The following is a 17499-nucleotide window of genomic DNA, read 5'->3' on the forward strand; positions in this document are numbered from 1 at the left end:
GTACGGCACCGCCGGCCGTTCCGGCGGTGCCGTACTTGCCGCTGCCTCGGCACCGCCGGGCTCCACGGCGGTGGTTGCGCGCCGCGGCGGCGGAGGGGGGTGTGCGGGGCGCGTGGGTCGTGCCGACTCGGCACATTTCCTCCGCCGCGACGGCGATCAGCCACCCGTCAACCCGACCGGCGGTGCCGTACTGCCGTCGGTCCGGTACCGCCGGGCTCCACCATGCTGGTTGCACGCCGCGGCGGCGGAGGGGGTGTGCGGGGCGCGCGGGCCGTGCCGGCACGGCACATTCCCTCCGCCGCGGCGGTGATCAGCCACTGTCAACCCGGCCGGCGGTGCCGGAACCGCTCAGGACCCGCGGCCGGAGAAGCCTCAGGCGGTCGCCGCGCCCGCGAGGTCCGTCGAGAGGGCCGCGGCGACTTCCTTCAGAAGGGGGACGATGCGTTCCGTCGCCGCGTCCGTCACCCGCCCCGCGGGGCCGGAGATGGAGATGGCCGCCACGGTGGGCGAGTCCGGCACCGGCACGGCCAGGCACCGCACGCCGATCTCCTGCTCGTTGTCGTCCACCGCGTAGCCGTGCTCGCGCACGCGCCCCAGCGCCTCCAGGAAGTCCTCGGGCGTGGTGATGGTCTTCTCGGTCGCGGCCGGCATGCCCGTCCGGGCGAGGATCGAGCGCACCTCGTCGTCGGGGCTCTGCGCGAGCAGCGCCTTGCCCACGCCCGTGGTGTGCGGCAGCACCCGCCGCCCCACCTCGGTGAACATCCGCACGGAGTGCCGCGAGGGCACCTGGGCGACGTAGACGACCTCGTCGCCGTCGAGCAGCGCCATGTTCGCCGTCTCGCCGGTCTCCTCGACCAGCCGCGCCAGGTGCGGCCGGGCCCACGTGCCCAGCAGCCGGGAGGCGCTCTCGCCGAGCCGGATCAGCCGCGGCCCGAGCGCGTACCGCCGGTTGGGCTGCTGGCGGACGTACCCGCAGGCGACGAGCGTGCGCATGAGCCGGTGGATCGTCGGCAGCGGCAGCCCGCTGCTCGTGGCCAGCTCGCTCAGCCCGACCTCGCCGCCCGCGTCGGCCATCCGCTCCAGCAGGTCGAAGGCGCGCTCCAGGGACTGGACGCCTCCACTGGGAGTGGGGGTGCGGGGCTCGGCGGACGGGGGCACGGCAGGTCCTTTCGGGTACGGGGTGGGAGCAGCCTACCGGGCTCCCACCGCGCCGCTCCGCCGCCGGAGGTCTTGACGGGTGAGGGGAGCGGCAGAAGACTGCCCCCACGCCGTTCAACAGATTGTTGAATTTCCGGGAGGGGGCGTGTCCGGCATGTCCACGGAAACGCTGGTCCTGCGCTCGACGCGCGTCGTCACCCCGGAGGGCGTCCGCCCGGCCGCCGTCACCGTCACGGACGGCACGATCACCGCGGTCGGCCCGTACGGGGCCGCCCCGCCGCCCGGCGCGGCCGTGACGGACCTGGGCGACGACGCCCTGCTGCCCGGACTCGTCGACACCCACGTGCACGTCAACGACCCCGGCCGCACCGCCTGGGAGGGCTTCCGCACGGCCACGCGCGCCGCCGCGGCCGGCGGCGTCACCACGCTCCTCGACATGCCGCTCAACAGCATCCCGCCCACCACCACCGTCGCCCACCTGCGGGCGAAGCAGGCCGTGGCCCGCCCCGCCGCCCACGTCGACGTCGGCTTCTGGGGCGGCGCCCTGCCGGGGAACACGGCGGACCTCGGCCCCCTGCACGAGGCGGGCGTCTTCGGCTTCAAGGCGTTCCTGTCGCCGTCGGGCGTCGAGGAGTTCCCCTCCCTCGCCCCGGGCGACCTGGAGACCGCCGCGGCCCGCATCGCCGGCCTGGGCGGCCTGCTGATCGTGCACGCCGAGGATCCCGCCCGCCTGGAGCGCGCCCCGCAGCGCGGCGGGCCCCGCTACGCCGACTTCCTCGCCTCCCGCCCCCGCGCCGCCGAGAACGAGGCCGTGGACCGGCTCATCGCCGTCTCGCGGCGCCTGGGCACGCGCGTGCACATCCTGCACCTGTCGTCCTCGGACGCCCTCCCCGCGATCGCCGCGGCGAAGGCGGACGGCGTGCCCGTCACCGCGGAGACCTGCCCGCACTTCCTGACCCTGACCGCCGAGGAAGTCCCGGACGGCGCCACCGAGTTCAAGTGCTGCCCGCCCATCCGGGAGGCCGCCAACCAGGACGCCCTGTGGGCGGCCCTCGCGGACGGGACCCTCGACTGCGTCGTCTCGGACCACTCGCCCTGCACCACCGACCTGAAGGTCCCCGACTTCGGCGCCGCCTGGGGCGGCATCTCCTCCCTCCAGCTCGGCCTGCCCGCCGTCTGGACCGCGGCCCGCCGCCGCGGGCACACCCTCGCCGACGTCGCCCGCTGGATGTCCGCCGGCCCCGCCGCCCTCGCGGGCCTGCACCGCAAGGGCGCCGTCGCGCCCGGCCGCGACGCCGACTTCACCGTCCTCGACCCCGAGGCGGCCTTCACCGTCGATCCGGCCGCCCTCCACCACCGCAACCACGTCACCGCCTACGCCGGCCGCACCCTCCACGGCGTCGTGCGGTCCACCTGGCTGCGCGGCCGCAGGATCGCCCGCGACGGCGCCCTCGCCGAGCCGCCCGCCGGCCTCCTCCTCGAAAGGCAGCGCAGCGCATGACCGGCACCCCGGACCACAGCCCCGGCGGCATACCCTCCTTCACGGGCGGCGCCGCACCGTACGCGGGCGGCGACCCGTACGCCGACTACCGCTCCGCCCCCCTCCCCTTCGCCGCCCTCCCCGACCTCGCCGACCGCCGCCTCGGCGGCAGCGTCGTCGCCGCCAACGACGAGTTCTTCGCCGATCGCGAGAATCTCCTCACTCCCGCCCCCGCGCACTTCGACGCCCGCCTCTTCGGTCACAAGGGCAAGGTCATGGACGGCTGGGAGACGCGCCGCAGGCGCGGTGCCGACGCCGCCCGCCCGTATCCCGCCGAGGACGACCACGACTGGGCCCTGATCCGCCTCGGCGCCCCCGGCGTCATCCGCGGCGTCGTCGTCGACACCGCCCATTTCCGCGGCAACCACCCGCAGTCCGTGTCCGTGGAAGCCACCTGCCTGCCGGGCACGCCCTCACCGGAGGAACTGCTCGCCGACGGCGTGACGTGGACGGTCCTCGTGCCGCGCACCCCCGTCGGCGGTCACGCGGCCAACGGCTTCGCCGTGCACGCCGGGGAGCGCTTCACCCACCTGAAGCTGTGTCAGTACCCCGACGGGGGGATCGCCCGGCTCCGCGCGCACGGCGAGGTGCGCCCCGACGCGGACTGGCTCGCCGCCCTCGGCACCTTCGACCTCGCCGCGCTGGAGAACGGCGGCCTGCCCGAGGACGCCTCGGACCGCTTCTACTCCTCCCCGCTCAACAGCGTCCTGCCCGGGCGGTCGCAGAAGATGGACGACGGCTGGGAGACGCGCCGCCGCCGTGACGACGGACACGACTGGGTCCGCTACCGCCTCACCGGGCAGGCCGTCCTGCGCGCCCTGGAGATCGACACGGGCTGCTACAAGGGCAACGCCCCGGGCTGGGCCGAGGTGTCCGCCCTGGACGCCGCCGCCGGCGCTGACCCGGCCGACGCCTCCGCAGGCTGGACGGTGGTCCTGCCGCGGACCCGCCTGCAGCCCGACACCGTGCACCGGATCCCCCTGGAGGGCGCGCCTGTGGCGACGCACGTGCGCGTCGACATCCACCCGGACGGCGGCGTGGCCCGGCTGCGGGTGCACGGCTCGCTGACGGAGGCGGGGGAGCGGAGCCTCAGAGCGGCCGGCTCATGAACAAGGCGGTCTCGCCCTCCGACGCCGTCCCCCGGTAGAGGGAGGTGTCCAGGCCGCACAGCGCGAACCCCATGCGGCGGTAGGCCCGTACGGCCGGAGCGTTGACGTTCGTCACCTCCAGCCAGGCCGTGCGGGCGCCGAGCTGCCGGCCGTGGGCCAGGCCGTGCTCCATGAGGGCGGGGCCGATGCCGCGGCCGCGGTGCGCGGGTGCCACCCGGATGTCGGCAATCACCAGCCGGTGGTTCCACTCCTCGTGCGTGAGGGTGATGGCGCCGCACAGTTCGTCCCCGGAGAGTGCCACGATGACTTGGGCGTCCTCCTCGTCACCCCCGGCCTCCTCGTCTTCGTCCGGATACACCTTGCGCAGGGGCGGGTCGACGGGCGTCTCCCGGAGCCGGAACGCCTCGTCCGAAGCGGTGACTTCCAGGACGGTGCCCGTCGTGAAGGAGTTGTCGATCGCCTCGGCCGCGGCGTGCTCACCGGGGAGCGCGGGGCGGTAGACGACGGCTGCGGCAAGGTCGGGTCCCGGCATGCGTTCAATCTACATCGAGCGCGTCCCAGAACATCAACTCGTAGGCCTGCAGCAGCCGTCCGTAACGGTGGGCGAGCGGCTCGGACAGCCGGCCGCTCGCCAGGCCGGCGTCAACGGCCTCGGCGGCCCGCTCCTGCAGCTCGGGCGCGGGCCCGGCGAAGAAGTCGAAGAATCCGCAGGCGGGGTTGTCGAAGCCGTAGTGCTCGCGCAGGGCCGCGCCGACCGCGGCGCAGTAGCCGCCCCACGCCGCGAAGTTGGCGCTCAGGGCGACCACGACGTCGGCGGGCTCCGCGCCGAGCGCGAGCCACGCCGCGTACGAGGGGTAGGCCTGGCAGCCGGGGCGGGGCTCGTGCGCGCGGACGGCCTCCTCGCTCAGCCCGCACGCCGCCACCAGCGGCCCGAGCAGGCCGAGGGCCAGGTCCTCGCCCTGGACGAGGGCCTCGAAGAAGCCCGCCACGGCCGGCTGCGCGGCGGCCGCGCGACCGGCGAGGTGGGCGAAGCTGCGGCGGTCGCTCGTGATGACGTGGTGCTGCTCCAGGGCGAACGCGGCGAACACCTCGCGCGGGGCCTCGCCGGCGGCGATCCGCGGGACGAGCCGGTTGGCGCCCTCGGCGGGCGCGAGACCGCGCACCGCGTCCGCCAGTACCTCCTGGGCCGTACGGGTCATCGCTCCGCCTTCCCGGCCCGGACGGGCCACCCCTGTGCCACGCTGCGCCGCCTCCGCGATCGTAGCGCCAGGGGAGCGCCCGGACCCGGCAGGAATCCGTGCCGGGCAGGGAGAAAACAGCGGGAGAGGGGGCAGCCCCCCCCCCGCGAGGAATCAGCCCCCCGCGAGGAAGAAGAGGAGGAACAGGAAGGCCGCGAAGAAGTGGACGGCGACGAGGTAGATGATGACGCGGACGGTCATCCCCATGGGGGCCCGGTCCTCTTCGTCCATGCGCTTTCCGGCCTGTGCGGACGCGTCGTTCGCGGGGTGGTGCAGGGCGTCGTTCACGGCATTCCCCTCCGGGTGGGCGCGGCGCCCCCGAGGCACAGCTCGGTCGCGCCGCTCTGCAGCAGCGTGTGCATGAACAGCAGGTCGGCCCCGCCGCGCGACGCGGCGGCGATGCGGTGCGGGGTGAGCGAGTCGAAGTGGGCGGCGTCGCCGGGGTCCAGGAGGTGGGTGCTCCCGCCCAGCGTGAGGCGCAGCCGCCCGCCCGTGACGTACAGCCACTCCTCGCCCGGGTGGACGCGGACCAGCTCGGCCTGGCCGCCCGCCTCCGGCGGCACGTGCAGCCGCAGGGCCTGCATGGCGCGGCCCGAGCCGCCGGCCCGCCAGTACGTCCAGCCGCCCGCGAGCTGCGGCTCCATGCGGCTCGCGCGCACGATGGGATCGCGCTCCGGCGCCGCCTCGCCCAGCAGGTCGGATACCGTCGTTCCGTACGTGCGGGCCAGGGCGAGCAGCATCGGCAGGGACGGCGTCCGCCGGCCGGTCTCCAGCCGGGACAGGTGGGCGGGGGACAGGCCGGCGCGGGCGGCGGCGGCCTCCAGGGTCAGCCCGCTGCGCGTGCGCAGGTCACGCAGGCGCGGGGCGACCGCGGGCAGGTCGGCCGCGGGCTCGTCGGGCAGCGGTGTCATGCTTCCGGTATAGGACCCGCCCTGCCCCTGAGGCAAAACTTTTGCCTCAGGGGCAAAGACGCCGCGCCAGGGCGGAAGCGGGGGCGGAAGCGGTGGGGCGGATCAGGGGCGGAAGCGGAGGCAAAGGTTCCGCCCGGTCGGACGGCGCCTCCGGTTAACAGCAGGAAAACAGTAGTGGATTGTCATTGACATGACATGCGCTACGCGCGTCATGCTGGCGTCATGAAGTCAACCCCCCATCGCACGGCGCGTTCCTCGCGCTTCGCCCGCACGGCCGTCCTCGCCGCGCTGGCCTCGGCCCTGTTCACCGGCGGAACGGCCGTCGCCGCGCCCCTCGCCGGCCACGCGGCCCCCGCCGTCACCGCCCAGGCGCCCGTCTCCGTCGTCTCCGTGAAGGCCGTCGGCAACGTCTGCAAGTCCGCGCTGCCCGCACAGGCCGGCGACACCCTGCGTCTTATCGACGCGGGCGGCCCGTTCCCGTACCCCAAGGACGGCACGGTCTTCTCCAACCGCGAAGGCGTCCTGCCCAAGCACGACGCGGGCTACTACCACGAGTACACGGTCAAGACCCCGGGCTCGCCGGACCGCGGTGCGCGCCGCATCGTCACCGGCCAGGGCGACCACGAGGACTACTACACCGGGGACCACTACGCGACGTTCAACCTGATCGACTTCACCTGCTGACCGGTCGTCAACCGACGGCCGTCCTCCGGACGTAGTCCTCCGGCACTGGTCCGCCGGCGGTCGTCATCCCAGCGCCATCCGGGCGGAATCCGCCCGTGAAGCGTCTCCTCACGCCCGGAAACGAGTTGGTCCGGTCACCGGGCAGCCGACCGACGCGTGAGGAGACACCGGCCCTTGTCCAGAACCCGGCCCGCGCGGTGCCGAGCCCGCCTCGGCACCGCCGCCCTCGCCGCCGCGGCCACCGTCTGCCTCGCCCTCGGCTGCGCCCCGCAGCGGCCGTCCGAGCCGCTCCCCGCTCCCGCTGCTCCCGCCGCGCCGGACGCCCCCGGCACGCCGGATCTGGGGCCGGGCGTCCACGTCTTCGACCCCTCGATGCCCAGGGAGCGCATCCAGCGCACGCTCGACGAGGTCTTCCGGCGCCAGGAGCGCGCCCAGTTCGGCCCCGGCCGCGAGGCGCTGCTCTTCAAGCCGGGCACCTACGACGTGGACGTCAACGTCGGCTTCTACACCCAGGTCGCGGGCCTCGGCCTGCGCCCCGGCGACGTCACCGTCAAGGGTGCGGTGCACGCCGAGGCCGACTGGCTGCAGGGCAACGCGACGCAGAACTTCTGGCGCGCGGCCGAGAACCTCTCCGTGGTCCCCGCCTCCGGCGCCGACCGCTGGGCCGTCGCGCAGGCCGCCCCGTACCGCCGCGTGCACCTGCGCGGCGACCTCCTCCTCGACGACGGCGGCTGGTCCAGCGGCGGCTTCATCGCCGACTCGCTGATCGACGGGAAGGTGCTCTCCGGCACCCAGCAGCAGTGGCTCACGCGCGACAGCGAGCTCCGTGGCGGCTGGTCGGGCGCCATCTGGAACATGGTGTTCGCCGGGGTCCGAAACGCCCCGCCGACGACCTTCCCCGACCCGCCCCGCACGAGCGTGGACCGCACCCCCGTCGTCCGCGAGAAGCCCTTCCTGTACGTCGACCGGGCCGGCGCCTACCGCGTCTTCGTCCCCGCCCTGCGCAGGGCCGCCCGCGGCACCACCTGGTCCGGGGGCGCCGTGCCGCCCGGCAGCTCCCGTCCCCTCGGGCGCTTCTTCGTCGTCCGGCCGGGCACGCGCGCCGCCCGTGTCAACGAGGCGCTCGCGGCGGGCAAGGACCTGCTGATCACGCCCGGGGTGCACCACCTGGACCGGCCCCTGCGCGTCACCCGTCCCGGCACCGTCGTGCTCGGCCTGGGACTCGCGACGCTCGTTCCCGACCGCGGCACCGCCGCCCTGACCGTCGCCGACGTCGACGGCGTGCGCATCGCGGGCCTGCTGGTGGACGCCGGCCCCGCGGCCTCGCCCGCGCTCATGGAGATCGGCCCGCCCGGCGCCCGGCGGCGCCATGCCGCCGACCCCGTCTCGCTGCACGACGTGTTCTTCCGGGTGGGCGGCGCCGGTCCCGCACGTGCCGTCAGGAGCCTGGTGGTGCACAGCTCGGACCTCATCGGCGACGACCTGTGGCTGTGGCGGGCCGACCACGGCACCGGCGTCGGATGGACCGTCAACCCCGCCGCCGAAGGACTCGTCGTCGACGGCCGGAACGTCATCATGTACGGGCTCTTCGCGGAGCACTACCAGCGGCACCAGGTGCTCTGGAACGGCGACGGCGGCCGCACGTACTTCTTCCAGAACGAGCTGCCCTACGATCCTCCCGGCCGCGCCGCCTGGAGCGAGCGCGGCGGCGAGGGCCCGCCCGCCTACCGGGTCGCCCCGTCCGTGACCCGCCACGAGGCGTGGGGCCTGGGCAGCTACTGCCACTTCATGTCCGCGAGCGGCCTTACGACCCGCCGCGCCTTCGAGGCGCCGCGCCGGCCCGGCGTCCGGCTCCACAGCCTGATCGCCGTCTCGCTCGGCGGTGACTGCGCGTACCGGCACGTCGCCGGCGACAGCGGGGGCCCGGTCGGCGCCGGGACGAAGACCGCGACCCTCCGTTCCTGGCCGTGAGCGACGCCCGGGGCGCCTTGTCCGAACTGCTGTCTGAAAATCGCCCTTGAGTCGATCACTCTCCGTCAACCATGCTGATCATTCCGGAGGATCACTCCGGAGCGAGGGGGAAGGCGAGGGGGGAACGGCATGACAGCGGCAGAAGCGGAAGCGATCGTCGATCTCGCGGCCATGGGCGAGGAGTTCGCCCGGGACCCGCACCGCGTCTACGCCGGGCTGCGCGCGAGAGGGCCGGTGCACCGGGTGCGCATGCCCGAAGGCGCCGACGCCTGGCTCGTCGTCGGCTACGACGAGGTGCGCGCCGCGCTCAACGACCCCCGGCTGACGAAGGACTGGTCGCGGGCCTCCTCGGACATCAGCCTCATCCGCGCCTCCGCCGGGCCGAACATGCTGGTCCTGGACGCACCGGACCACACCCGGCTGCGCAAGCTCGTCGCCAAGGAGTTCACGCCGCGGCGCGTGGAGGAGATGGCACCGCGCGTGCAGCAGATGACGGACGAGCTGCTCGACGCGATGCTGGCCGCGCCCGGCCGCCGCGCCGACCTGGTGGAGGCCCTGTCCTTCCCGCTGCCCATGGGCGTCATCTGCGAGCTGCTCGGCGTGCCCTCCCTCGACCGCGCGGCCTTCCGCCACTGGTCGAACACCAGCCTGGGCGCCGCGCCGGCCGAGGAGAAGGCGGTCGTCGCCCGCGAGGTCACCGCCTACCTGACCGGGCTCGTCGCCGCCAAGCGGCAGGAGCCCGGTGACGACCTGCTGAGCGCCCTGATCAGCACCGCGGACGAGGACGGCGACCGGCTCTCGCCCGAGGAGCTCATCGGCACGGCGTGGCTGCTCCTGGTCGCCGGCCACGAGACCACGGTGAACCTGATCTCGAACGGTGTCCTCGCCCTCCTGCAGCACCCCGCCCAGCTGGCAGACCTGCGCGCCGACCCCGGCCTGCTGGAGAACGCCGTCGAGGAGATGCTGCGCTACGACGGGCCGCTGGAGACGCCCACGTACCGCTTCACCACCGAGCCGATCGAGATCGGCGGCACGCTCATACCCGGCGGGGGCGAGCTCGTGCTCCCCGTGCTCGCCGACGCCGACCGCGATCCGGCCCGCTTCCCGGACGCCGGGCGGTTCGACATCCGGCGCGACGCCCGCGGGCACGTGGCCTTCGGGCACGGCATCCACTACTGCCTCGGGGCGCCGCTGGCCCGTCTGGAGGCCCGGATCGCCATCAGCTCGCTGCTGGAGCGCTGCCCGGAGCTCGCCCTCGACGCCCATCCGGACTCCCTCACCTGGCGCGACGGCCTCCTCATCCGCGGCCCGCACCGGCTGCCGGTCCGCTTCTGAGGCGTACGGAGCTCCTCCGAGAGGCGTACCGGGCCCCGGTCATGCAAGGACTGGGCCCCGGTAGTGCGGGACTGGCCCCGGTCGTGCAGGAACCGGGCCCCGGCCGGGCCGGGACCGGGGCCCGGTCCTTCCGGGATCAGGCCGGCGGCAGGTGTCCCAGCTCGTCGCGGGCCTCTTCGAGTTCGGCCCGCGCCCGCTCCCTCGTGCCGGCGCTCGCGCTCGTCTGGTGCCGCAGGAAGGCCTCTATGAAGCCGGCGCGCCGGGCGGGCGGGTAACGCCGCTCGGTGAGGAACGGCAGGTCGTTGCCGACCATGCTGCGGGCGACGAGCAGCGGGACGTCGCTGTGCAGCGGGCGGAAGCCGGGGTTGTGCAGCCCCGGCCCGGGGTGCCCGGGGTAGAACTCCCCGAGCATCAGCCCGTCGGCCACGAACTGCGGTTTGAGCCGCTCGTGGACGCGGACGACGGTCTCCGCGGCCACCCCGGGCAGGACGAGGACGACGGTCTTGTCGATCGTGTGCTGGCCCCTGCGCGGCTCCATGGCCAGCCAGTGCGCCTTGAGCGCGGCGACGGCGGCCAGGAGCCCGTCCTCGTCGCGCACGGGCGGGTCGGCGAGGGCGAAGCGGATCAGCCCGAGCCGCTGCGCGAGCGGGACGAACGGGCAGACCGCGCCGCGGCGGCCGAGGTCGGGGTGGGGCCGGGCGACGTGCCCGCTGATCCAGCCGGCGACGGGCCCGAGCAGCTCGTGGGCCGCGGCCTCCCGCTCGTCGTACAGCCGGATGCGGGCGAGGAGGTCGGCCGGTGCGTTTCCGTGGTTCATGGGTGTCCCCCCGTGGTCACGGTGTCTGTGACCGGGGGGACCGTTCGGACGGCGGGAGAGGTTGAGAGATATGGGCGGAATACCTTGATTGCGCCGCTGCCGGACGGCTCAACGTGACCGGAACGGCTACGCCGCCAGCGCCGAGCCGAACTCCACCAGCAGTACGGCCGAGGCCGCCAGCAGCAGTACGCCGGCGCCGCCGAGCAGCAGCCGGTAGCCGCGGGTGCCGATCCGGTTCCGGGCCCGCGAGACCACGACCGCGAGCGCGGCCTTGCTGCCGACCAGCAGCCCGTAGAAGCCGAAGAGGAAGCCGCCCGCGCCGGGCGGGCCGTCGCGCCAGGCGGCCACGAGCAGGGGTGCCCCCGTCGTCAGCCAGAACATCCACGGGTGCGGGCTGAGCAGGTTGACCAGTGCCCCCTGCCACAGCGTCCGCCGGCCCCGCAGCCGGGCCTGCTCGTCGTCGTGCGCCTCGGGCACCTCGGCGGTCCGGGCCTCGCGCAGCGTCGTGACGGCCAGCCAGGCGAGGAAGACTCCGCCCAGCACACCGCCCGCCGCGATCGCCCGCTCGGGCAGCACGGCGAGCACGGTCACCGACAGCACGATCACGGGCAGGTCGGTGAGCAGCGGCACGGCCGCCACCCGCAGCCCCACGCCGAGCCCCCCGCGCAGCGTGCCGGACAGCACCAGCGCGAGCAGCGGGCCCGGGCTGATCCCCGCGCTGAAGCCGAGCGCCACCCCCAGAGCCAGCTCTTCCACGGCGTTGCCCATCTCCCCTAGGGTGAAATCAGTGGATATGCAGCGATATCAGTATGGACATTTGTATGACGCTAGACGCACGTGCGGGGCGCGCGGTTGACGGCGCGGTCACTCGTATCGGTAATGCCGCATACGCACCGTTGCATGTCAGGACAACCTAACCTGCGAACTTCCCGTCATCCGGTCGCAGGGCTAGGCTCCCTGCGTGGCGAACCATCCACCCCTCCAGTTCAGCCTGGACCGCAGCAGCCCCGTCCCCCTTTACTACCAGCTGTCCCAGCAGCTGGAGTCGGCGATCGAACAGGGCAGACTCGCCCCCGGCAGCCTGCTCGGCAACGAGATCGACCTCGCCGCGCGGCTCGGCCTCTCCCGGCCCACCGTGCGGCAGGCCATCCAGTCGCTGGTGGACAAGGGCCTGCTGATCCGCCGCCGCGGCGTCGGTACCCAGGTGCTGCACAGCCAGGTCCGCCGCCCCCTGGAGCTCAGCAGCCTCTACGACGACCTCGAAGCGGCCGGTCAGCGGCCCGCCACCCGGGTGCTGCGCCACGAGACCGAGCCTGCCACGGCCCGCGTCGCCGCCGCCCTGGGCGTGCCGGAGGGCAGCGAGGTGCTCTTCGTCGAGCGGCTGCGCCTCGCCCACGGCGAGCCCATGGCCCACCTGCGCAACCACCTCCCCGTGGGGCTCCTCGACGCCGGCCCCGAGCGGTTCGAGGAGACGGGCCTCTACCGCCTCGTCCGCGCCGCGGGCATCACGCTGCACAGCGCCCGCCAGACGGTCGGCGCCCGCGCCGCGACCGCCGAGGAGGCCGGACGGCTGGCCGAGCCCGAGGGCGCGCCGCTGCTGACGATGGAGCGGACGACGTACGACGACACGGGGCGCGCGGTCGAGTTCGGCTCGCACGTCTACCGGGCCTCGCGCTACTCCTTCGAGTTCCAGCTGCTGGTGCGGCCCTGAGGCCGGGGAATCCGCGCCGTGCGAGCCCGTACGTCAGGCCGTCAGAATGTCCGGACAAAACCTTGACGCCGTCGGGAGTCCGCCACTAGAACTCCACCCACATGCAGCAGCCCCCGGCAGGACCCCGGAAGCCCCCGCGGTCGGCGGTGACGGATGGTGACGGATACTTGGGCGGTTGGGCCCGTGAAACGGCCCGGCCGCACCGTGACAGACAGTGAGAAGGGCAACTCCTCGTGGCAAGGGTTCGGACAGGCGTACGTGCGGTGAGCGCCGTGCTGGCAGCGGTGCTCGGCGCCACCTTGGCGGGATGCAGCGCTACGGGCGGCAAGCGCGCGGAGGAGCGGGCCGCCAAGGCCGCCCAGGGGCGCGCCGCGGTCGACACGCCCCGCTGGACCTTCGCGATGGTCACCCACTCGGGCGATGGCGACAACTTCTGGGACATCGTCCAGAGCGGTGCCAAGCAGGCGGCCGCGAAGGACAACATCGACTTCCTCTACGCGCACGACGCCGAGGGCAACAAGCAGGCGCAGAGCGTCCAGGCCATGATCGACAAAAAGGTCGACGGCCTGATCGTCACGCTCGCCAAGCCCGACGCCATGAAGGACGTCGTGGCCAAGGCCAAGAAGGCCGGCATCCCGGTGATCACCGTGAATTCGGGCTCCGACAAGTCCAGGGAGTTCGGCGCGCTCACCCACATCGGCCAGGACGAGATCATCGCCGGCGAGGCCGTCGGCGAGCAGCTCAACGAGCGCGGGAAGAAGAAGGCCGTCTGCGTCCTGCACGAGCAGGGCAACGTGGGCCACGAACAGCGCTGCGACGGCGTGAAGAAGTCCTTCAAGGGCGAGGTGCAGAACCTCTACGTCGAAGGCACGAACATGCCGAGCGTGCAGTCGTCGGTCGAGGCGAAGCTGCAGTCCGACAAGGACATCGACGCCGTCGTCACACTCGGTGCGCCCTTCGCCCCCACCGCCGTCAAGGCCGCGGAGCAGGCCGGCAGCAAGGCCGAGGTCGCGACCTTCGACCTCAACGGCAAGGTCGCCGAGGACCTGCAGTCCGGCAAGCTCGCCTTCGCCGTCGACCAGGACCCGTACCTGCAGGGCTACGAGGCCGTCGACCTGCTGTGGCTCTACCGCTACAACCGCGACATGCTCGGCGGCGGGCGCCCGGTCCTGACCGGCCCGCAGATCGTCACCAAGGACGACGCCAAGAAGCTCGCCGAGTACGCCAAGCGGGGCACGCGATGAGCGCCCCCGCCACGGCCCCCCTCCAGGACGCCCCCGACGAGCGGCTGCTGCACCGCTCCTACCTGCGCCGCCTCCTCGGCCGCCCCGAGCTGGGATCGGTCGTCGGCGCCGCCGCCGTCTTCGTCTTCTTCTCGCTCGTCGCCGACAGCTTCCTGCAGGCGTCCAGCCTGTCGACGGTGCTCTACGCGTCCTCCACGATCGGCATCATGGCGGTGCCGGTGGCGCTGCTGATGATCGGCGGCGAGTTCGACCTGTCGGCCGGTGTGATGGTGACCAGCGCCGCGCTGGTCTCCTCGATGTTCAGCTACCAGATGACGGCCAACGTCTGGGTCGGCGCCGGCGTCTCGCTGCTCGCCATGCTCGCCGTCGGCTTCTTCAACGGCTTCGTGCTCACCCGCACCAAGCTGCCCAGCTTCATCATCACGCTGGCAACCTTCCTGATGCTGACCGGGCTGAACCTGGGCTTCACCAAACTGATCGGCGGCACCGTCTCCACCAAGACGATCGGTGACATGGAGGGCTTCGAGTCGGCCCGGGCGGTCTTCGCCTCCCACTTCACCATCGGCGGCGTGGACGTCCAGGTCACCATCCTCTGGTGGCTCGGCCTCGTGGCCCTGGCGACCTGGGTCCTGCTCCGCACCCGCGTGGGCAACTGGATCTTCGCGGTCGGCGGCGGAGCGGAGGCGGCCCGCGCGGTCGGCGTCCCCGTCAAGGGCACCAAGATCGCCCTCTATATGGCGGTCGCCTTCTGCGCCTGGATCTCCGGCCAGCACCTGCTCATGTCGTACGACGTGGTGCAGTCCGGCGAGGGCGTCGGCAACGAGCTCCTTTACATCATCGCGGCCGTCATCGGCGGCTGCCTGATGACCGGCGGCTACGGCTCGGCCATCGGCTCCGCGGTCGGCGCGTTCATCTTCGGCATGGCCAGCAAGGGCATCGTCTACGCGCAGTGGAACCCGGACTGGTTCAAGTTCTTCCTGGGCGCGATGCTGCTGCTGGCGACGCTGCTGAACGCCTGGGTGCGCAAGAGGGCGGAGGCCCGCAAGTGAGTGCTGCCCTGGTCAGGCTGACGGACGTCAGCAAGTTCTACGGGAACGTCCGCGCCCTCGAAGGGGTCTCCCTGGAGGTCCACGCGGGCGAGATCACCTGCGTCCTCGGCGACAACGGCGCGGGCAAATCCACCCTCATCAAGATCATCGCGGGTCTGCACCAGCACGACGCCGGCACCTTCGAGATCGAGGGCGAGGAGACGAAGCTGGGCTCGCCGCGCGAGGCCCTCGACCGCGGCATCGCCACGGTCTACCAGGACCTCGCCGTCGTCCCCCTGATGCCGGTCTGGCGGAACTTCTTCCTGGGCTCCGAGCCGACGAAGGGCAAGGGCCCCTTCAAGCGGCTCGACGTGGAGCACATGCGCGAGACCACCCGCGCGGAGCTGCTGCGCATGGGCATCGACCTGCGCGACGTCGACCAGCCCATCGGCACGCTCTCCGGCGGCGAACGGCAGTGCGTGGCCATCGCGCGGGCCGTCCACTTCGGCGCGAAGGTGCTCGTCCTCGACGAGCCGACCGCCGCGCTCGGCGTCAAGCAGTCCGGCGTCGTCCTGAAGTACGTGGCCGCCGCGCGCGACGCCGGCCTGGGCGTGGTGTTGATCACCCACAATCCGCACCACGCGTATCTGGTCGGTGACCGCTTCGTGCTGCTCAAGCGCGGCGCGATGGCCGGCAGCCACGCCAGGTCCGAGATCGCCCTGGACGAGCTCACCCGCCAGATGGCGGGCGGCAGCGAGCTCGACGAGCTCAGCCACGAGCTGGAGCGGGCCCCCGCCCCGGACGTGATCGGCGGCAAGCCCACGGGCTCCGGCGGCGAGTGACGAGGCTCTCACCGGGCGGGCCCGCGGACAGCGGGCCCGCCCCCGGCGATGCGGTACGCAGCGCTTCCTTGAGGCACAATCGGCCAGGACCGTATCCACGAGGCAGCGGCCTCCCGAGACCACCGCAGGGACGACGACTCTTGCGAGCACGCAGCCGGAGCGACCGTAGATCCGCCCAGGTCCACGCCCTGGCGGTGGTGGCATGAGCATGTACCGCGAGCTCCACCGCGGCGCGGCACGGGCCACCGTGCTGCGCACCGTCGGCACGCGCGAGCGCCGCTCGCACCTGACCGCCCCGCGCGTCCCCACCGTCGGCATCGACATCGGCGGCACCAAGGTGATGGCGGGCGTCGTGGACGCCGACGGCAACATCCTGGAGAAGGTCCGCACCGAGACGCCGGACAAGTCCAAGAGCCCCAAGGTCGTCGAGGACACCATCGTCGAGCTGGTGCTCGACCTCTCCGACCGGCACGACGTGCACGCCGTGGGCATCGGCGCGGCCGGCTGGGTCGACGCCGACCGCAACCGCGTCCTGTTCGCCCCGCACCTGTCCTGGCGCAACGAGCCGCTGCGCGACCGCCTCGCGGGCCGCCTCGCCGTCCCCGTCATGGTCGACAACGACGCCAACACCGCCGCCTGGGCGGAGTGGCGCTTCGGCGCCGGCCGCGGCGAGGACCACCTCGTGATGATCACGCTCGGTACGGGCATCGGCGGCGCGATCCTGGAGGACGGCCAGGTCAAGCGCGGCAAGTTCGGCGTCGCCGGCGAATTCGGCCATATGCAGGTCGTGCCCGGCGGGCACCGCTGCCCGTGCGGCAACCGCGGCTGCTGGGAGCAGTACAGCTCCGGCAACGCCCTCGTGCGCGAGGCCCGCGAGCTGGCCGCCGCCGAGTCCCCCGTCGCCTACGGGATCATCGACCGCGTCGGCGGCAACATCCCCGAGATCACCGGCCCCCTCATCACCGAGCTGGCCCGCTCCGGCGACGCCATGTGCGTCGAGCTGCTGCAGGACATCGGCCAGTGGCTCGGCGTCGGCATCGCCAACCTCGCCGCCGCCCTCGACCCCTCCTGCTTCGTCATCGGCGGCGGCGTCAGCGCCGCCGACGACCTGCTGATCGCCCCCGCCCGGGACGCCTTCCGCCGCCACCTCACCGGCCGCGGCTACCGCCCCGAGGCCCGCATCGTCAAGGCCCAGCTGGGCCCCGAGGCCGGCATGGTCGGCGCCGCGGACCTCGCCCGGCTCGTCGCCCGCCGCTTCCGCCGCGCCAACCGGCGCCGCGTGGAGCGCTACGAGCGCTACGCCAGGGCGGGCCGGGCCTGATGACCACCACGGAGCACTCCGCGGAGCTCACCGCGCTGCCGCCCGGCTCCCCGCGGACGGGCGGCGGCTTCGGCCGCCGCTGCCTCAAGGCCGTGATCGTCTTCCTGCTCGTCGCCATCCCCGCCGGCTACCTCTACATCTCCGCGATGCAGAGCCGCGGCGGCAGCGAGTCCAAGAAGGAGCAGGCCGCCGCGTCCGGCCTGGAGGAGGGCTGGCCGACCCGGCTCCAGCGCCGCCTGTACGAGGTGACCGTGCCGCCCTACGCGGAGGACGTCGCCTCCTACGAGACCAACGCGTGGAAGTCGAGCTCGCTCTTCCTGCAGTTCACCACCACGCGCGAGAAGTTCGACAAGTGGCTCTCCGACGTCGGCTCCAGCGCCGCCGACCTGGAGGCCGGCGAGGTCACCATCGACGAGGACGAGGCCGCCGAGGTCGGCTGGGACCTCGGCGCGGGCCACCGGTGGGCGGGCGCCACCGTCGAGCAGGACAAGCCCAAGCCCTCCCTGGAGATCACCGCCAACCTCGACGACCCGAAGTACCCCCGGGTCTTCGTCGTGTCCACGACCACGCCCTGAGGCGTGTGCCCCGCA

The 17499-nt window shown here is 73.5% G+C and carries 18 protein-coding genes; 11 read left to right on the forward strand and 7 right to left on the reverse strand.

Features of this window, described 5'->3' with window-relative positions; genetic code table 11:
• Window positions 1-372: 372 nt before the first annotated feature.
• Window positions 373-1158 carry an IclR family transcriptional regulator gene (locus ACSNOH_RS06560; protein ID WP_436720235.1) on the reverse strand — a complete coding sequence of 262 codons (786 nt, stop codon included), beginning with the start codon at window positions 1156-1158 and terminating at the stop codon, window positions 373-375.
• Window positions 1159-1312: 154 nt separating this feature from the next.
• On the opposite strand from ACSNOH_RS06560, the gene allB reads away from it, so the two are divergent.
• A complete protein-coding gene (allB, locus tag ACSNOH_RS06565; RefSeq protein WP_436720236.1) occupies window positions 1313-2659 on the forward strand; it encodes an allantoinase AllB in 1347 nt (448 codons plus the stop codon).
• On the forward strand, window positions 2656-3807 hold the full coding sequence (gene alc / locus ACSNOH_RS06570; protein ID WP_436720237.1) for an allantoicase: 1152 nt from the start codon (window positions 2656-2658) through the stop codon (window positions 3805-3807). Before allB ends, alc begins: the two co-directional genes overlap by 4 nt.
• On the opposite strand, the gene ACSNOH_RS06575 is transcribed toward alc, so the two are convergent.
• The 4 genes from ACSNOH_RS06575 to ACSNOH_RS06590 form a co-directional block, all read right to left on the reverse strand.
• On the reverse strand, window positions 3788-4339 hold the full coding sequence (locus ACSNOH_RS06575) for a GNAT family N-acetyltransferase (RefSeq protein ID WP_436720238.1): 552 nt from the start codon (window positions 4337-4339) through the stop codon (window positions 3788-3790). The two genes, alc and ACSNOH_RS06575, sit on opposite strands and share 20 nt — an antisense overlap.
• A gap of 4 nt (window positions 4340-4343) precedes the next feature.
• Window positions 4344-5006 (reverse strand): transcriptional regulator, encoded by a 663-nt coding sequence (locus ACSNOH_RS06580; protein WP_436720239.1) that lies wholly within the window; start codon window positions 5004-5006, stop codon window positions 4344-4346.
• A gap of 153 nt (window positions 5007-5159) precedes the next feature.
• Window positions 5160-5333 carry a DUF6126 family protein gene (locus ACSNOH_RS06585; protein WP_436720240.1) on the reverse strand — a complete coding sequence of 58 codons (174 nt, stop codon included), beginning with the start codon at window positions 5331-5333 and terminating at the stop codon, window positions 5160-5162.
• Window positions 5330-5956 carry a helix-turn-helix domain-containing protein gene (locus ACSNOH_RS06590; protein ID WP_436720241.1) on the reverse strand — a complete coding sequence of 209 codons (627 nt, stop codon included), beginning with the start codon at window positions 5954-5956 and terminating at the stop codon, window positions 5330-5332. The genes ACSNOH_RS06585 and ACSNOH_RS06590 overlap by 4 nt, the downstream gene beginning before the upstream one ends.
• A 222-nt stretch (window positions 5957-6178) precedes the next feature.
• Here ACSNOH_RS06590 and ACSNOH_RS06595 point away from each other — a divergent pair, with 222 nt between their 5' ends.
• The 3 genes from ACSNOH_RS06595 to ACSNOH_RS06605 all read left to right on the forward strand — a co-directional run bounded on the left by ACSNOH_RS06595 (window position 6179) and on the right by ACSNOH_RS06605 (window position 9946).
• Entirely contained in the window at window positions 6179-6640 is a 462-nt protein-coding gene (locus tag ACSNOH_RS06595; protein ID WP_436720242.1) for a ribonuclease domain-containing protein, read from the forward strand.
• Between the two features lie 174 nt (window positions 6641-6814).
• Window positions 6815-8611 carry a coagulation factor 5/8 type domain-containing protein gene (locus ACSNOH_RS06600; RefSeq protein WP_436720243.1) on the forward strand — a complete coding sequence of 599 codons (1797 nt, stop codon included), beginning with the start codon at window positions 6815-6817 and terminating at the stop codon, window positions 8609-8611.
• A 129-nt stretch (window positions 8612-8740) separates the two neighbouring features.
• Complete coding sequence (locus ACSNOH_RS06605) at window positions 8741-9946, forward strand: cytochrome P450 family protein (protein WP_436720244.1); 1206 nt, start codon at window positions 8741-8743, stop codon at window positions 9944-9946.
• A 136-nt stretch (window positions 9947-10082) separates the two neighbouring features.
• Here the strand turns inward: ACSNOH_RS06605 and ACSNOH_RS06610 are convergent, their stop codons facing one another.
• Both ACSNOH_RS06610 and ACSNOH_RS06615 read right to left on the reverse strand, forming a co-directional pair.
• Window positions 10083-10763 (reverse strand): DUF6875 domain-containing protein, encoded by a 681-nt coding sequence (locus tag ACSNOH_RS06610; protein WP_436720245.1) that lies wholly within the window; start codon window positions 10761-10763, stop codon window positions 10083-10085.
• A 126-nt stretch (window positions 10764-10889) separates the two neighbouring features.
• On the reverse strand, window positions 10890-11531 hold the full coding sequence (locus ACSNOH_RS06615; protein WP_436720246.1) for a LysE family translocator: 642 nt from the start codon (window positions 11529-11531) through the stop codon (window positions 10890-10892).
• Window positions 11532-11724: 193 nt separating this feature from the next.
• On the opposite strand from ACSNOH_RS06615, the gene ACSNOH_RS06620 reads away from it, so the two are divergent.
• From ACSNOH_RS06620 to ACSNOH_RS06645, 6 genes are all read left to right on the forward strand, one after another.
• Window positions 11725-12474, forward strand: coding sequence for a GntR family transcriptional regulator (locus ACSNOH_RS06620; RefSeq protein ID WP_436720247.1), 750 nt, complete (start codon window positions 11725-11727; stop codon window positions 12472-12474).
• Between the two features lie 263 nt (window positions 12475-12737).
• Window positions 12738-13718 carry a sugar ABC transporter substrate-binding protein gene (locus ACSNOH_RS06625; RefSeq protein ID WP_436720248.1) on the forward strand — a complete coding sequence of 327 codons (981 nt, stop codon included), beginning with the start codon at window positions 12738-12740 and terminating at the stop codon, window positions 13716-13718.
• Window positions 13715-14767 (forward strand): ABC transporter permease, encoded by a 1053-nt coding sequence (locus ACSNOH_RS06630; RefSeq protein ID WP_436720249.1) that lies wholly within the window; start codon window positions 13715-13717, stop codon window positions 14765-14767. Before ACSNOH_RS06625 ends, ACSNOH_RS06630 begins: the two co-directional genes overlap by 4 nt.
• Window positions 14764-15588 carry an ATP-binding cassette domain-containing protein gene (locus tag ACSNOH_RS06635; RefSeq protein ID WP_436720250.1) on the forward strand — a complete coding sequence of 275 codons (825 nt, stop codon included), beginning with the start codon at window positions 14764-14766 and terminating at the stop codon, window positions 15586-15588. The genes ACSNOH_RS06630 and ACSNOH_RS06635 overlap by 4 nt, the downstream gene beginning before the upstream one ends.
• Window positions 15589-15790: 202 nt before the next feature.
• Window positions 15791-16909 (forward strand): ROK family glucokinase, encoded by a 1119-nt coding sequence (locus ACSNOH_RS06640; RefSeq protein ID WP_436720251.1) that lies wholly within the window; start codon window positions 15791-15793, stop codon window positions 16907-16909.
• A complete protein-coding gene (locus ACSNOH_RS06645; RefSeq protein ID WP_436720252.1) occupies window positions 16909-17484 on the forward strand; it encodes a hypothetical protein in 576 nt (191 codons plus the stop codon). Before ACSNOH_RS06640 ends, ACSNOH_RS06645 begins: the two co-directional genes overlap by 1 nt.
• Window positions 17485-17499 lie beyond the last annotated feature (15 nt).

The organism is Streptomyces sp. URMC 127, assembly GCF_051386535.1.
Taxonomy (GTDB): domain Bacteria; phylum Actinomycetota; class Actinomycetes; order Streptomycetales; family Streptomycetaceae; genus Streptomyces.

What these genes read in the sequence shown, in the direction of transcription:
- ACSNOH_RS06645 (WP_436720252.1), top strand. Translation starts at nt 16,909, where the DNA reads ATGACCACCACGGAGCACTCCGCGGAGCTCACCGCGCTGCCGCCCGGC.
- allB (WP_436720236.1), top strand. Translation starts at nt 1,313, where the DNA reads ATGTCCACGGAAACGCTGGTCCTGCGCTCGACGCGCGTCGTCACCCCG.
- ACSNOH_RS06615 (WP_436720246.1), bottom strand. Translation starts at nt 11,531, where the DNA reads ATGGGCAACGCCGTGGAAGAGCTGGCTCTGGGGGTGGCGCTCGGCTTC.
- ACSNOH_RS06575 (WP_436720238.1), bottom strand. Translation starts at nt 4,339, where the DNA reads ATGCCGGGACCCGACCTTGCCGCAGCCGTCGTCTACCGCCCCGCGCTC.
- alc (WP_436720237.1), top strand. Translation starts at nt 2,656, where the DNA reads ATGACCGGCACCCCGGACCACAGCCCCGGCGGCATACCCTCCTTCACG.
- ACSNOH_RS06640 (WP_436720251.1), top strand. Translation starts at nt 15,791, where the DNA reads ATGAGCATGTACCGCGAGCTCCACCGCGGCGCGGCACGGGCCACCGTG.
- ACSNOH_RS06610 (WP_436720245.1), bottom strand. Translation starts at nt 10,763, where the DNA reads ATGAACCACGGAAACGCACCGGCCGACCTCCTCGCCCGCATCCGGCTG.
- ACSNOH_RS06580 (WP_436720239.1), bottom strand. Translation starts at nt 5,006, where the DNA reads ATGACCCGTACGGCCCAGGAGGTACTGGCGGACGCGGTGCGCGGTCTC.
- ACSNOH_RS06590 (WP_436720241.1), bottom strand. Translation starts at nt 5,956, where the DNA reads ATGACACCGCTGCCCGACGAGCCCGCGGCCGACCTGCCCGCGGTCGCC.
- ACSNOH_RS06605 (WP_436720244.1), top strand. Translation starts at nt 8,741, where the DNA reads ATGACAGCGGCAGAAGCGGAAGCGATCGTCGATCTCGCGGCCATGGGC.
- ACSNOH_RS06630 (WP_436720249.1), top strand. Translation starts at nt 13,715, where the DNA reads ATGAGCGCCCCCGCCACGGCCCCCCTCCAGGACGCCCCCGACGAGCGG.
- ACSNOH_RS06595 (WP_436720242.1), top strand. Translation starts at nt 6,179, where the DNA reads ATGAAGTCAACCCCCCATCGCACGGCGCGTTCCTCGCGCTTCGCCCGC.